The 13,690-nt window shown below is 67.0% G+C and carries 10 protein-coding genes; 9 read left to right on the top strand and 1 reads right to left on the bottom strand.

All coding sequences use genetic code 11. From position 1 onward, the window contains the following. The first annotated feature begins 50 nt into the window (after positions 1–50). The 5 genes from LNV28_RS07845 to LNV28_RS07825 all read left to right on the top strand — a co-directional run bounded on the left by LNV28_RS07845 (position 51) and on the right by LNV28_RS07825 (position 6,399). On the top strand, positions 51–1,067 hold the full coding sequence (locus LNV28_RS07845) for an NADP-dependent oxidoreductase (RefSeq protein WP_263518312.1): 1,017 nt from the start codon (positions 51–53) through the stop codon (positions 1,065–1,067). After that, a complete protein-coding gene (locus tag LNV28_RS07840) occupies positions 1,067–1,552 on the top strand; it encodes a GNAT family N-acetyltransferase (RefSeq protein ID WP_263568786.1) in 486 nt (161 codons plus the stop codon). Before LNV28_RS07845 ends, LNV28_RS07840 begins: the two co-directional genes overlap by 1 nt. Before the next feature lie 66 nt (positions 1,553–1,618). Continuing rightward, positions 1,619–2,917 carry a BaiN/RdsA family NAD(P)/FAD-dependent oxidoreductase gene (locus tag LNV28_RS07835; protein ID WP_263518307.1) on the top strand — a complete coding sequence of 433 codons (1,299 nt, stop codon included), beginning with the start codon at positions 1,619–1,621 and terminating at the stop codon, positions 2,915–2,917. Between the two features lie 141 nt (positions 2,918–3,058). Next, on the top strand, positions 3,059–5,710 hold the full coding sequence (locus LNV28_RS07830) for a phosphocholine-specific phospholipase C (RefSeq protein ID WP_263518305.1): 2,652 nt from the start codon (positions 3,059–3,061) through the stop codon (positions 5,708–5,710). Positions 5,711–5,733: 23 nt separating this feature from the next. Next, positions 5,734–6,399, top strand: a complete 666-nt coding sequence (locus LNV28_RS07825) for a PEP-CTERM sorting domain-containing protein (RefSeq protein WP_263518304.1) — start codon at positions 5,734–5,736, stop codon at positions 6,397–6,399. Here LNV28_RS07825 and LNV28_RS07820 read toward each other — a convergent pair. Further along, complete coding sequence (locus LNV28_RS07820) at positions 6,387–7,196, bottom strand: MipA/OmpV family protein (RefSeq protein ID WP_263518302.1); 810 nt, start codon at positions 7,194–7,196, stop codon at positions 6,387–6,389. The two genes, LNV28_RS07825 and LNV28_RS07820, sit on opposite strands and share 13 nt — an antisense overlap. 215 nt (positions 7,197–7,411) lie before the next feature. Between LNV28_RS07820 and LNV28_RS07815 the strand changes: the two genes are divergently transcribed. The 4 genes from LNV28_RS07815 (at position 7,412) to LNV28_RS07800 (ending at position 13,669) form a co-directional block, all read left to right on the top strand. Further along, the gene (locus tag LNV28_RS07815; protein ID WP_263518300.1) at positions 7,412–9,769 is read left to right on the top strand and encodes a Tex family protein; all 2,358 of its coding nucleotides are present in this window, start codon (positions 7,412–7,414) and stop codon (positions 9,767–9,769) included. Between the two features lie 182 nt (positions 9,770–9,951). Further along, entirely contained in the window at positions 9,952–12,144 is a 2,193-nt protein-coding gene (locus LNV28_RS07810) for a TonB-dependent receptor plug domain-containing protein (protein WP_263518298.1), read from the top strand. 19 nt (positions 12,145–12,163) lie between these two features. Beyond that, positions 12,164–13,255 carry a patatin-like phospholipase family protein gene (locus tag LNV28_RS07805; RefSeq protein ID WP_263518296.1) on the top strand — a complete coding sequence of 364 codons (1,092 nt, stop codon included), beginning with the start codon at positions 12,164–12,166 and terminating at the stop codon, positions 13,253–13,255. 108 nt (positions 13,256–13,363) lie between these two features. Continuing rightward, positions 13,364–13,669: a glycine zipper 2TM domain-containing protein gene (locus tag LNV28_RS07800; protein WP_263518294.1), complete on the top strand. Its 306-nt coding sequence runs from the start codon at positions 13,364–13,366 to the stop codon at positions 13,667–13,669. Positions 13,670–13,690: the final 21 nt, after the last annotated feature.

The following is a 13,690-nucleotide window of genomic DNA, read 5'->3' as shown; positions in this document are numbered from 1 at the left end:
GCCGCGGCCCATGGTGGAATCCGGACCCAGTCAGTACAAGGAGTCCTCTCATGAGTTTCAACCGTCAAATCGTTTTGGCTTCGCGCCCCCAGGGTGAGGCGAGCTTGGACAACTTCCGCTTGGTCGAGCAGGCCCTGCCTGAGCTGGCCGAAGGCCAGGTGCTGGTGCGCAACCATTTCCTGAGCTTGGACCCCTATATGCGCGGCCGCATGAACGACGGCAAGAGCTATGCCGCACCTCAAGCCCTGGATGCCGTCATGCTGGGAGGCACGGCCGGCGAGGTCGTCGCCTCGCGCAACCCCGCCTTCCAGGTCGGTGATTCGGTGGTGGGCATGGGTGGCTGGCAAGAGCATTTCGTGGTCGATGCCAACCAGCGCGGCGTGCTCAACAAGGTGGACACCCGCCACATTCCGCTGTCGGCCTATCTGGGCGCGGTCGGCATGCCCGGCGTGACCGCCTGGTACGGCCTGACCCAGATCATTCGCCCCAAAGCCGGTGAGACTGTGGTGGTCAGCGCGGCCAGCGGCGCCGTCGGTTCGGTGGTGGGCCAACTCGCCAAGGCGCGCGGTGCGCGGGCCGTGGGCCTGGCCGGCGGGGCGGAGAAGTGCCGTTACGTGGTCGAGGAGTTGGGCTTTGATGCCTGCATCGATTACCGCCAGCACCCCGATTTGGCCTCGCTCTCGCAAGCGCTCAAGGCCGCCTGCCCGGACGGCATCGACGGCCACTTCGAAAACGTCGGCGGCCTCATCCTCGACGCCGTGCTGCTGCGCGCCAATGCCTTCAGCCGCGTCGCCATGTGCGGCATGATTTCCGGCTACAACGGCGAGCCCATCCCTCTGCAGTACCCGCAGCTCATCCTGACCAACCGCATGAAGGTCGAGGGTTTCATCGTCAGCGAGCACATGGAGCTCTGGCCCGAGGCGCTCAAGGAACTCGGTAGCCTGGTCGCCAGCGGCCGGCTCAAGTTCCGCGAGTCGGTGGCACAAGGCCTGGAGGCGGCGCCCGAGGCCTTCCTCGGCTTGCTCAAGGGTCGCAATTTCGGCAAGCAGCTGGTGAAGCTGGTCTGATGGCGGCCGACTCCACCTTGCGCTGGCGCTGCCTGCCTTTCGAGGGCTTGAGCGTCCACGAGCTCTACGCCGCCTTGGCCTTGCGTGCCCAGGTTTTTGTGCTGGAGCAGGACTGTGTTTACCTGGATCTGGACGGCCATGACCCAGCGGTCTTGCATCTGCTGGGTCAGGAGGACGACAGCGGCGAGTTGCTGGCCTACGCCCGCCTGGTGCCGCCCGGTACCAAGGGCCCAGGCCAGACGCAGCCCATGATTGGTCGGGTGGTCACCTCGCCGGCCGCACGCGGCCGGGGCGCGGGCCGGGCGCTGATGGAGCAGGCCTTGCACGCCTGCTCCGAGCACTGGCCAGGCCAGGCGGTGGAGATCCAAGCGCAGAGCTATTTGCGCGAGTTCTATGTCAGCCTGGGTTTTGTCGCCACGTCGGAGCCCTATCTGGACGATGACATTGAACACATCGATATGCGGCGGGAATACACACAGACTTGAAACAGGTAGGCGACCCCAGCGGCGCGATCTGGCACACTCCCGGCCCAACTTCCAGTTCCCCAATTCATGTCTGTAGCCCCGCTTGCCATCGATTCCCGCCATGCCGTCGTCATCGGCGGTGGCCCTGCCGGGCTGATGGCCGCCGAGCGCCTGCGCGCGGCCGGCATGGCCGTCGATGTCTACGACGCCATGGCCTCGGTGGGGCGCAAGTTCCTGTTGGCCGGCAAGGGCGGCCTCAACCTCACCCATTCCGAAGACAGCCTGAGTTTTCGCAGCCGCTTTGCCGAACGCTGCGAGGAAGTCGGCACTTGGCTGGCTCACTTCGACGGCCCGGCCCTGCGCACTTGGGCGGCCGAGCTGGGCGTGGACACCTTCGTCGGCAGTTCCGGTCGGGTGTTCCCGGTGGACATGAAATCCGCGCCCTTGCTGCGCGCCTGGCTGGCCCGTTTGCGCAGCAGCGGAGTGCGCTTTCACATGCGCCATCGCTGGCTGGGCTGGGACGAAGAGGGCTGTCTGCGCTTCGCTCATGGGGATGAGCAGCTGACCCTGCCGCACACCGGCGCCGTGGTGCTGGCCCTGGGCGGCGCGTCCTGGCCACAACTCGGCTCCAACGCCGGCTGGGTGCCGCTGCTGACCGCGCATGGGGTGGACATCGCCGGCTTGCGCGCCGCCAACTGCGGCTTCAATCTGGGCCTGGCCCGCGAGGGCCGGCCGCAGCCGGGCTGGTCGCCGCTGTTTGCCGATCGCTTTGCCGGCCAGCCGGTCAAGCCGGTGGCCCTGCATTTCCAGGGTCGCAGCGGCCGCCGCTTCGCCCGCCAGGGCGAGTTCGTCATCACCTCCAGCGGCGTCGAGGGCTCGCTGATTTACGCCGCCTCCAGCCTGCTGCGCGAAGAGATCGCCGAGTTCGGCGAGGCGGTGATGCACCTGGACCTGCTGCCCGACCGCAGCGAGAGCTTTGTCATGGACGAAGTGGCCCGCCCGCGCGGCTCTCGCTCCATGTCCACGCACCTGAAGAGCCGCCTCGGCCTGGAAGGGCTCAAGGCTGGCTTGCTCTTCGAGGTGCTGAGCAAGGAAGAGTACGCCGACCTGCCCACCCTGGCCCGCACCATCAAGCGCCTACCCTTGCGCCTGGCCTCCACCCGGCCCATGGCCGAGGCCATCAGCACGGCCGGCGGTGTGCGCCTGGAAGAGCTGGATGATCACTTGATGATCATGCGCCTGCCGGGCCTGTTCTGCGCCGGCGAGATGCTGGACTGGGAGGCGCCCACCGGCGGCTACCTCCTCACCGCCAGCATGGCCAGCGGCTGGGTGGCGGGCGAGGGCGCGGCGCGCCATTTGCAGCGCGGCGCCGGCATCGCGGTCTGACATTCGCACAGGGTCGCATGCGCATGGTCTGAACAGCTCATGCCACGCTGGATCGCCTGACATCGCGGGTTCTCAGAATCGGCGGTTTTCACCCCCGGCCGTGCGCGCTTTTTGGCTTGTGCGGTCGGCCTGGAGACCGCCATGAGCAGAATAATTCAAAACCCCTCCCGCCGCGGCTTTCTGGCCGCCGCTGCCGGTACTGCCGGCCTGGCCAGCACGCCCAGCTTTGCCCAGACCATCGCCCGCGCCCTGGCCACACCGGCCAGCCACGTCAGCGGCGGCCTCGGCGACATCGAGCATGTGGTCTTCCTGATGCAGGAAAACCGCTCCTTCGACCATTACTTCGGCTGCCTGGCCGGCGTGCGCGGCTTCAGCGATCCGCGCGCCATCACCTTGCCCTCGGGCAAGCCGGTCTGGTTCCAGCCCAGCGGCAGCAGCCATGTGCTGCCCTACCACTACGACGTCAAGAACACCAACGCCTTGCACGTCGGCCTGGACCACCACTGGAAGGGCACGGAAGCCGCCTGGAAGGACTGGAACGTCTGGGTGCCCAAGAAGACCTCCATGTCCCTGGGCTATTTCGACCGCGGCGATCTGCCGTTCTACTACGCCCTGGCCGATGCCTTCACCACCTGTGATGCCTACCACTGCTCGGTCTTCGGCCCCACCGACCCGAACCGCTTCTATGCCCTGAGCGGCCACACGGCCGGCTACGTCACCGGCATCTCGGACAGCCGGCTCTACAACGTCACCAACGGCACCTACAACGCCGACATCGCCAACGACAACCCCGCTGCCCAGGGCATCAGCTGGCAAAGCTATGCCGAGGTGCTGGAGGCGCAAGGCGTGAGCTGGAAGGTCTACCAGGAGTGGGACAACTACGGCGACAACTACCTGCAGTACTTCAAGAACTTCCGCGTCGACGCGGCCGGCCGCAAGCTGACGCCCGAATCGCCGCTGTACCAGAAGTGCCGCGCCATGGCCCCGGGCTCGAATGCATCGAATTCCGCGCAAACCACCGGCCAGTGGCTGATCGATGACTTTGCCGCCGATGTGCGCGAAGGGCGCCTGCCGGCCGTGTCCTGGATCTGCGCGCCGACAGAGTACTGCGAGCATCCCTCGCCCACGCCCAATGCCGGCGAGAACTTCAGCGCCCGCCTGCTGGCCGCCCTGGTCGACAAGCCTGAGGTCTGGGCCAAGACCGTGCTCATCATCACCTACGACGAGAACGACGGCTTCTTCGACCACATGCCCTCGAACGTGCCGCCCATGGACGCCGGCCGCGGCCGCAGCACGGTGGCCAACAGCTTGCAGGGCGAGGTTTACAACGGCAGCGAGCCGATCGGCCTGGGCCCGCGCGTGCCGACCCTGGTGATCTCGCCCTGGAGCAAGGGCGGGCGCGTCAACTCCCAGCTCTTCGACCACACCTCGCAGATCCGTTTCCTCGAAGAGTGGCTGGTGCAGGGCAAGGGCCTGCCGCGTGCGGCCGTGCAGTGCGCCAATATCTCGCCCTGGCGCCGTGCGGTGTGCGGTGACTTGCTCAGCGTCTTCAACTTCGACGAGCCGAACCCGACCTGGCCGGCCGGCGTGCCGCGCACGGCTGAGTACCCCAAGTACGACGCCACCGCGCCGGCCTGGCCGCCCGCCGCCCAGGTGCTGCCGCGCCAGGAGCAGGTCAGCACCGGCCAGCCGCGCCCGGCCTGCCCCATGCCCTACCGCGCCGAGGTGGACGGCGCCGTGCAAGGCACGGCCCGCCAGTTCGCTTTGAGCTTCGGCAATGGCGGCACGGTGGCCGAGCCCTTCATCGTCTACTCCGCCCTGCGCAGCGACGGCCCCTGGCACTACACCCTGGCCGCCGGCACGCGCGTCGAGCGCGAGGTCTGGAACTGGAGCGGCGATAGCTACCAACTCAAGGTCCATGGCCAGAACGGTTTTGTGCGCGAGTTCAGCGGTGCGCTGGGCAGCGCGGCGCGCCAGTTGGAGGTGAGCCTGCGTGAAGAGCCGGCCAGCCGCAGCGTGCGCCTGCAGTACAGCAACAGCAGCAACCAGGTCCTGCGCCTCCAGTTGGTGGATCTGGCCTATGGCCAAGGCAAGCTGCTGGAGCTGACGCTGCAGCCGGGCCAAAGCCACAGCGAGACCCGCAGCGTGGAGGCCAGCCGCGGCTGGTACGACCTGGGCGTGACGCTGGAAGGCGAGAGCCTTTACTGGCGCCGCCTGGCCGGCCATGTCGAAGGCGCGGGCCTGGACTACACCGACCCGGTGCTCAACGGCCTGGCCCAGGCCCAGGATTCGCCGCCGGTGCTGGTGCCGACGCCGCCGCCGGTCAACCCGGTGCGCTTCAGCGCCTCGGCCAGCGTCTCCCGCATTGGCGACAGTATCAATCTGAGCTGGCAAGGCCTGCCGGCCGGCAACAAGCATTGGCTGGGCTTCTACCGCAAGGGCATGGTGCCCGGTGGCCCGGGTTCGCTGAAGTGGAACTATGTGGCCGCGCCGGCCGGCGGCCAGAGCTTCAGCCTGGCCAGCTTCCCGGAGGGCGAGTACTTCTTCGGCTTGTTCCTGAATGACGGTTACGAGGAAGCGGCGCCGCGCCTGGCCCTGCGCCTGCTCAAGCGCGGCGACATCAACGGCGACGGCCGCATCGACGCCGCCGACCGCGAGGCCCAGCGCGCCGCCATGGGTGCCTGCACCGGCGACAGCCGCTACCAGCCCCTGGCCAATTTCGATGCCGATGCCTGCATCACCCAGGCCGACTACCGCGCCTGGTTCGACATCTTCCGCCAGCAAAAGCCTTGATCACCCTACGCAGGAATACGACCATGACACTCGCAACTATTGCCAGTTCGAAGCTCGGCCGCCCGAACCTGGTGGCCGCATTGCTGGGCGCCGCCGGCCTCCTGGCTTCGTCTCTGGCTTCAGCCCAGACTTTCGCTGCCGGCGCGATCACGCCCACCGGCCTGCCGTTGGAGCCGCTCTTGAGCCTGGAGTTGCCCGCGCAGGCGCAGCTGGGTCAGATCCTCAGCGTGGCGATACGCCTGGATCAACCCTTCGCCGGCCGTGCCGCCGACGATGTGTTTTTGTTCTACGGCTTCAAGCTTGACTTCGACCCCAGCCAGCTGCGCTTCAAGGGCTTTGGCGCAGCCGAAGGTTGGAGCGATGACAGCGGCTTTCTGCGCCCCGGCGAGATCGGTGCGTCCAACTTCCCCGGTGTTGCCGCCGCGGCCGCCCAGTCCTGGCTGAGCCTGGGGGCGCTGCAGTTCGAGCTGCTGAGCGCTGGCGAGGCCTGGCTGCAGATCAGCAGCCCCGAGGGCGATCTCAACCTTGGCCTGGGCTATGCACAGGGTGCGAGTAATCTGCCCATCGACTGGCGCGGCAGCCTGCAGGTCAGCGCCGTGCCCGAGCCCGGCGCGTTGGCGATGACGCTGGCGGGGCTGCTGGGCCTGGGGCTGGTGCAGCGCCGCCGCGTCCTGGGTCAGAACAAGTAGCCGAAGGACACCAGCCCGTTGACGCTGGTTTTCTGGTGCGTCAGCGGGCTGTTCTTGGCATCGCCCTGCAGGGCGCTGACCGAGAGGCCGGCCGTTACGCTGCTGCGCGGGCTGAGGATGTGGGTGACCGAAGCATTGGCCCGCACATCGCGCAGGCCTGCGCCGACGCGGTAGGGCGCATAGCCGCTGCTGGCCGCCTGGGCCGCGCTGACGCCGAAGTAGGACTGCAGCGCCTCGCGGTTGGCCAGGGTCAGGGCGGCGCCCACGCCCAGGCGCCAGCTCGCGTCCAGCGGGATCTGGTGGGCCACGCCCAGGTCGATCAGCAGGCCCTTGCGATCCTGGCCGGAGCCATAGCGCAGCGAGCTGGTCAGGGCCAAGCTTTGGCTCGGGCTGTAATTGAAGAAGCCGCCGATCTCGGGGCGGAACTCGATGTCGCCCATGCCGCGCAAGGCTGGTGAGCGGTCTTCATCGCGGCCGAAATCGGCCGTCAGGCGCAGGCCGTAGCTGAACTGGGCTTGCTTGGAGAAATTCAGGCCCAGGCCATTGCTGGTGCCGGCGAACCAGCCATTGCTCCATTGGTAGTCGAGGCTGGGCACCAGCATGGCCCGGCTTTTCTTCGAGCCCTGGTAGGCATGGCCGGCCAGTGCAACCAGGCCGACGCGGCCGCCGTCGCGCTCGGGGGCGGCGCCGTAGATGCGCGCGGTGTCGAAGGCCTGGGCCTTGGCAGGGGATGCGCTGAACAGGCCGAGGCCGGCGATCAAGCAGACGCTGGGCAGGTGACGGAGGGTGTGCATCATGGTGGCGGGTGGGCTGAGGTGGACAAGTGCGGCTTGCGCGCAGGCGGCCGCGTGGCGTGAAGCGCCTCGCAATATGGCGCAAATGTGTGACGCTTGCTGGAGATGGCTATTTGGGCCTAGGCCGGGCCAGAGAATCCCCGGGCGGGCCGCGCGGCTACCGCCGGGCCCCTGTGGCACACTCCGCCGCTTCCTGTTTTGACTGCCTCGCCGACGTTTTGGACAAGATCCTGCTTCAAATTGCCGCCGAACTGAGCGTTCGCCCGGCCCAGATCAACGCCGCTGTGGAGCTGCTCGATGGCGGCGCCACCGTGCCCTTCATCGCCCGCTACCGCAAGGAAGTGACCGACGGGCTGGACGACAGCCAGCTGCGTGATATCGAGGCCCGCCTGGCCTATCTGCGCGAGCTGGAAGACCGCCGCGCCGCCGTGCTCAAGAGCATCGAGGAGCAAGGCAAGCTCACGCCCGAGCTGCAAGCGGCCATCCTGGCCGCGCCCACCAAGCAGGAGCTGGAAGACCTCTACCTGCCCTACAAGCAAAAGCGCCGCACCAAGGGCATGATCGCCCGCGAAGCCGGCCTGGAGCCCCTGGCCGACAAGCTGTTTGCCGACCCCAGCCTGGATCCGATGGCGGAAGCCGCCGCCTTCATCAACGCCGACGCCGGTTTTGCCGATGCCTTTGCGGTGCTGGACGGTGTGCGCGACCTGCTGTCCGAGCGCTGGGCCGAGGACGCTTTGCTGATCGGCAAGCTGCGCGAGTGGCTGTGGGCCGAGGGCTTGTTCAAGTCCAAGCTGATGGATGGCAAGGACGAGCAGAACCCCGATGTCGCCAAATTCCGCGACTACTTCGACTACGACGAGCCGATCCGCACCGTGCCCTCGCACCGCGCGCTGGCCGTGTTCCGTGGCCGCACGCAGGAAATCCTGGATGCCAAGCTGGCGCTGGACGAAGAGGTGGTGGCCGGTCAACCGGGTTTGGCAGAGGGGCGTATCGCTCGCCACTTGGGTTGGACCATGGGCACGCGCCCGGGCGACGCCCTGATTCGCAAGACCATCTCCTGGACCTGGAAGGTCAAGCTGTCCATGAGCTTGGAGCGTGATCTGTTCTCGCGCCTGCGCGAGGAAGCCGAGGCTGTGGCCATCAAGGTGTTTGCCGAAAACTTGCGCGACCTGCTGCTGGCCGCGCCAGCCGGCAAGCGTGTGGTCATGGGCCTGGACCCAGGAATTCGCACCGGCGTCAAGGTCGCCGTGGTCAGCGACACCGGCCGGGTGCTGGACACCTGCGCCGTGTTCCCGCACGAGCCGCGCAAGGACTGGGAAGGCTCGCTGCACACCTTGGGCCGCCTCTGCGCCACCCATGGCGTCAACCTGATCGCCATTGGCAACGGCACGGCCAGTCGCGAGACCGACAAGCTGGCCGGCGACTTGATCAAACGCATCCAGCAGCTGGCCCCGGGCACGCCCATCGACAAGGTGGTGGTCAGCGAGGCCGGCGCCTCGATCTATTCGGCCTCCGAGTTCGCCTCCAAGGAGCTGCCCGATCTGGACGTGACCCTGCGCGGCGCGGTGTCCATCGCCCGCCGCCTGCAGGACCCGCTGGCCGAGCTGGTCAAGATCGACCCCAAGAGCATCGGCGTGGGCCAGTACCAGCACGATGTCAACCAGAGCGCCATGGCCAAGACCCTGGACGCGGTGGTGGAAGACTGCGTGAACTCGGTCGGCGTGGACCTGAACACCGCCTCGGCCCCGCTGCTGTCGCGCGTGTCCGGCCTGTCCGGCACGGTAGCCGCGTCCATCGTGCGCTGGCGCGATGCCAATGGTGCTTTCAAGAGCCGCAAGCAGTTGCTCGATGTCGCCGGCCTCGGCCCCAAGACCTTCGAGCAATCGGCCGGCTTCCTGCGCATCCGCGATGGCGAGAACCCGCTGGATTTCTCGGGCGTGCATCCCGAAACCTACCCGGTGGTGGAACGCATCCTCAAGGCCGTCAACAAGCCGGCGGCCGAGGTCATGGGCAAGAGCGATGTCATTCGGGCTCTCAAGCCTGAGGCCTTTGCCGATGAGAAATTCGGCGCGATCACGGTCAAGGACATCCTGACCGAGCTGGAAAAGCCGGGCCGTGACCCGCGCCCCGACTTCAAGGTCGCCCGCTTCAACGAAGGCGTGGACGACATCAAGGACCTGGTCGAGGGCATGGTGCTCGAAGGCACGGTGTCCAACGTCGCCCAGTTCGGCGCTTTTGTGGACCTGGGTGTGCACCAGGACGGCCTGGTCCATGTGAGTCAGCTGTCCAACAAATTCGTCACCGACGCCCGCGAGGTGGTCAAGACTGGCGACATCGTCAAGGTGCGAGTGCTGGAGGTGGACCTGGCGCGCAAGCGCGTGTCGCTGACCATGAAGCTGGACGCGCCGACGCCGCGTGCCGGCAGCAAGCCGGACAACAGCTACCGCCCGGCTGGCCGCAACGAGCGCATGGGCTCGGGCGGCGGCCGAGCCGGGCAGGGCGCTGCACGCGCGCCCGAGCCGGCAGCGAGCGGCGCCATGGCGGCAGCTTTCGCCAAATTCAAGAAGCCGAGCTGAGGCCAGCGGGGCGGATGAGCGGTCGGCCCGGCCGCCGTTGGCGCATCTGGGCCGCAAATCAGCCCCAACAAGTCGCGCTTGGTCGGCTGCAGGCAGACTGCGACACGCGCGCTCGTTAAGCTGCCGCCCTGTTGTCATGCTTGTCCCTGGAGTCCTCATTGAATTCTCTGTCTCGCACTTCCGTGAATCGGGCCTGTCGCCTGCTGTTGGCGACCAGCGCCTTGTCCTTGAGCGCATCGCTGGTGGCGGCGCAGGAAGGTGTGCCTGGTATGGGCGACAACCGCCCGGCGGCCGGCAACAAGCTGGAGCGGGTGGAGCTGACCTCCCGTCCGCAGAGCGACACCGATCTGCGCCGCAAATCGCCGGTGGCCAAGCAGGTCTACGGCCGCGAGGAAATGGACAAGTTCGGCGACAGCAATGTGGCCGATGTGCTCAAGCGCCTGCCCGGTGTGAACATGCAGGGCGGCGCGCCGCGCATGCGCGGCTTGGGTTCGGGCTACACCCTGATCCTGATCAACGGCGACCCGGCGCCCCCGGGCTTCGACATGAGCCAGCTCAGCCCTTCGCAGGTCGAGCGCATCGAAGTGACCAAGGCGCCCACGGCCGACCAGAGCGCTCAGGCCGTGGCCGGCGCCATCAACATCATCCTGAAGGACGCGCCGCGCATCTCGCAGCGCGATTTGCGACTCGGCATCGGCTACAGCGCCGTGCGTCCCACGCCCTCGGCCACCTTCACCCTGGGCGAGAAGATCGGCTCGGCTGCTTTGTCCGTGCCGCTGTCCTTCTTCCAGTGGCGCGGTCAGAACGATGTCCAGAGCACCCGTCACATGCCGGGCCGCGATGGCAAGGTCTCAGACAGCGTCCAGCAAGGTGAGCAGGCCAACTGGGGCCATGGGTTCAACTCAGCGCCACGCCTGAACTGGAAGATCAGCGACGAGGAAACGCTGACCCTGCAAGCCTTTTTGCAAAAAGGCTTCTGGAACAACCGCAGCAGCTACGAGCTCGTGTCGAGCAGTCCCAATGCGGTGCTCGATGACGACAGCCTGAGCCACGGCACCTGGCAGAACCTGCGCGGCAACGCGGTCTGGTCTAAGCGCTTCAATGACGAGCAGAAGCTCGAGCTCAAGGGCGGCGTGCAGCATTCGCGCGGTACGTTCGACAACCAGACCTTTCTGCCAGCCAGCCAGCTGCGCCGTGCGGTCGGTGACAACACCGACCGCGGTTTCACACAGGCCGGCAAGTTCGGTCAGCTGCTGGGCGAGGACCACAGCCTGACCGTGGGCTGGGACCTGGAATGGCGCCGCCGCGAGGAAGACCGCACAGTCAGCGAAGCCGGCAAGCCCCAACTGCCCGATTTCGACGGCCAGCCTTTTGGTGCCCGCATCACGCGCCAGGCCTTGTTTGTGCAAGATGAGTGGGAGCTGTCGCCGCAATGGTCCACCTACCTGGGCCTGCGCAGCGAGCGCATCATCACCGAGAGCCGCGGCCTGGCCGCGCCGGTGCGCAACACCAGCACCGTGCTGACCCCGCTCTGGCACCTGAACTACAAGTTCGACCCCAAGGGCAAGGACCTGATCCGCGCGAGCCTGACGCGCAGTTACAAGGCGCCAGACCTGAATGCCTTGCTGGCCCGCCCCAGCTTGAGCAGCCTGTTCACCGACACCAGCAAGCCCAACACCGAGATCTCGCCGGACCGCGAAGGCAACCCCTTGCTCAAGCCCGAACTGGCCACCGGCCTGGATGTGGCCTACGAGAAGTACTTGACCGGCGGCGGCATGCTCAGCGTCGGCGTGTTCCATCGCCAAGTCAACGATCTGATTCGCAACGTCACCAGCCTGTCGACTGTGTCTTGGGCCAGCGTGCCGCGCTATGTCTCGCGCCCGACCAATTTCTCCAAAGCCCAGACCACCGGCCTGGAACTGGAAATCAAGGGTCGCGCCGGTGAGCTGATGCCCGATTGGTTCGATGCCAAGACCGCCCTCAATCTGCGTGCCTCGTTGAGCTATTACAAGTCCAAGGTCGACGCCTTGCCCGGCCCGGACAACCGCCTGGACGGCCAGCAGCCCTGGTCCGGCAATCTGGGCTTTGACTATCGTTTCAGCGGTCTGCCTCTGGTCACCGGCGCCAGCCTGGCCTACACCCCGGGCTATGCGACCCAGCAGACCCTGAGTCAGACGGTTGAACAGTCCCGCTCGCGCGCGCTGGACATGTTTGCCCAGTGGACCTTCAGCAAGACCTTGTCGATGCGCGTGTCGGCGAACAACCTGGCGCCGCTCGATGCCGAATCCCAGACTCTGCTCAGCAGCGGCTACGGCAGCGGCAGCGTGCGCAAGGGCCGCAGCTTCTTCGGCATCAATTTGGAGATGAAGCTCTGATGCAGGAACTGCGCCGCCGATGAGCACCCCAGCGCTGCAGATCTTCGCCGGCCCGCGAGCTCGCGTTCGCTTGGCCGAGCGTGGCTTGCGGCCTGAGGATGTGCGCGTGGTGCCGGCCGCGGCCGGTGGTCCCAAAGGCTTGATTCTCGGCCCGTTGGACCAGTTTCTGTTCGGTGACTGGTTGCTGCGCGGCGAGCAAGAAGTGCACTTGATCGGAGCTTCAATCGGCGCCTGGCGTATGGCCACAGCCTGTCTCAGCGCCGACGCGGCCGAGACGCCAGTCGAATTCGCCCGCCTGTCCCACGAGTATGTGCACCAGCACTACGACAGCGAGCCGGGCAAGCCGCCCAGCGCCGCCTCGGTGTCGGCCTCTTTCGCAGCCAAGCTCGACGAGGTCTTTGGCGGGCGCGAGGCGGCCGTGCTCAGCCATCCGCGCTGGCGCCTGCACATCCTGACTTCGCGTGGTCGTGGCTTGCTACTGAGCCGGGAAGGGCGGCTGCGCACGCCTTTGGGCTATGCCGGCGCCTTTGCCGCCAATGCCCTGGCTCGGCCGGCGATGGGGCAGTGGTTGGAGCGGGTGCTGTTCTCGGATGCGCGCACGTCACTGCCCCTGCCTTTGGCGGACTACCCGAGTCAGCAGGTGGCTTTGGATGCGGCCAACTTCCAGCCCAGCCTGCTGGCGAGTTGTTCCATTCCCTTTTGGTTGAAGGCGGTGCAAGACATCCCGGGCGCGCCGCGCGGCGCCTATTGGGACGGCGGCATCACCGACTACCACTTGCATCTGAACTACGCCGCCATGGCGGGCGAGGGCCTGGTGCTCTACCCACATTTCCAGCGCCAGGTGGTGCCGGGCTGGCTGGACAAGGCCTGGAAGCGCCGCCACGGCGCGACGCCGTTTCTCGACAATGTGGTCCTGCTGGCGCCGCATCCCGACTGGGTGCGCAGCCTGCCGCGCGCCAAGCTGCCCGATCGCTCGGACTTCCAGCACTTTGGCAACGACGCCGCCGGCCGGGTCAGGGTCTGGCTGCAGGCGATTGCCGAAAGCCAGCGCCTGCGCGATGAATTTGCCCAGGCTTGCGCTGCGCCCAGCGTGCAGGCACTGCCGCTGTGAATCGGGCCGCACTGAATTCCCGGCACTTGTAAGCATTCGCAAGCGCGGCCAACCGCGGGGCAGGCACCGGCGTTGCAGATGAACTCAATCCATCTGGAGTGATTTCATATGTCGCCTCGCTCTGTCTTCCGTCTGGTGCTGCGTGCTGCGCTCATGCTCGGTCTGGCGTCCAGCCTCAGTGCCTGTATCGTCCTGCCTCCGCGTCATGGCGGCGGATATCACCATCACCATGGCTACGAAGGGCGCGGCTACGGCCCGGCACGTGGAGTCGGCCTGGTGACTGGGGGTGTGGTCGGGGCTGTGGTCGGCCACGAACTGGCGCGCGGGGAGGATCCCGCCTTGGGCATGGCCGTGGGTGCCGTCGCCGGCGCGGTCATTGGCCACGAGATCGAACGCTCGCAGCGTCGGCGCTGATTCCTTGGCTACAATCGAGGT

Origin of the sequence: Paucibacter sp. DJ2R-2 (assembly GCF_025717675.1) — a bacterium.
Taxonomy (GTDB): Bacteria; Pseudomonadota; Gammaproteobacteria; order Burkholderiales; family Burkholderiaceae_C; genus Paucibacter_A.
The sequence above is the reverse complement of the archived record's forward strand: the minus strand, read 5'-3'. Positions and strand labels throughout refer to the sequence as shown.

Coding starts and splice junctions, on each gene's coding strand:
- LNV28_RS07845 (WP_263518312.1), top strand. CDS start 51: ATGAGTTTCAACCGTCAAATCGTTTTGGCTTCGCGCCCCCAGGGTGAG.
- LNV28_RS07840 (WP_263568786.1), top strand. CDS start 1,067: ATGGCGGCCGACTCCACCTTGCGCTGGCGCTGCCTGCCTTTCGAGGGC.
- LNV28_RS07835 (WP_263518307.1), top strand. CDS start 1,619: ATGTCTGTAGCCCCGCTTGCCATCGATTCCCGCCATGCCGTCGTCATC.
- LNV28_RS07830 (WP_263518305.1), top strand. CDS start 3,059: ATGAGCAGAATAATTCAAAACCCCTCCCGCCGCGGCTTTCTGGCCGCC.
- LNV28_RS07825 (WP_263518304.1), top strand. CDS start 5,734: ATGACACTCGCAACTATTGCCAGTTCGAAGCTCGGCCGCCCGAACCTG.
- LNV28_RS07820 (WP_263518302.1), bottom strand. CDS start 7,196: ATGATGCACACCCTCCGTCACCTGCCCAGCGTCTGCTTGATCGCCGGC.
- LNV28_RS07805 (WP_263518296.1), top strand. CDS start 12,164: ATGAGCACCCCAGCGCTGCAGATCTTCGCCGGCCCGCGAGCTCGCGTT.
- LNV28_RS07800 (WP_263518294.1), top strand. CDS start 13,364: ATGTCGCCTCGCTCTGTCTTCCGTCTGGTGCTGCGTGCTGCGCTCATG.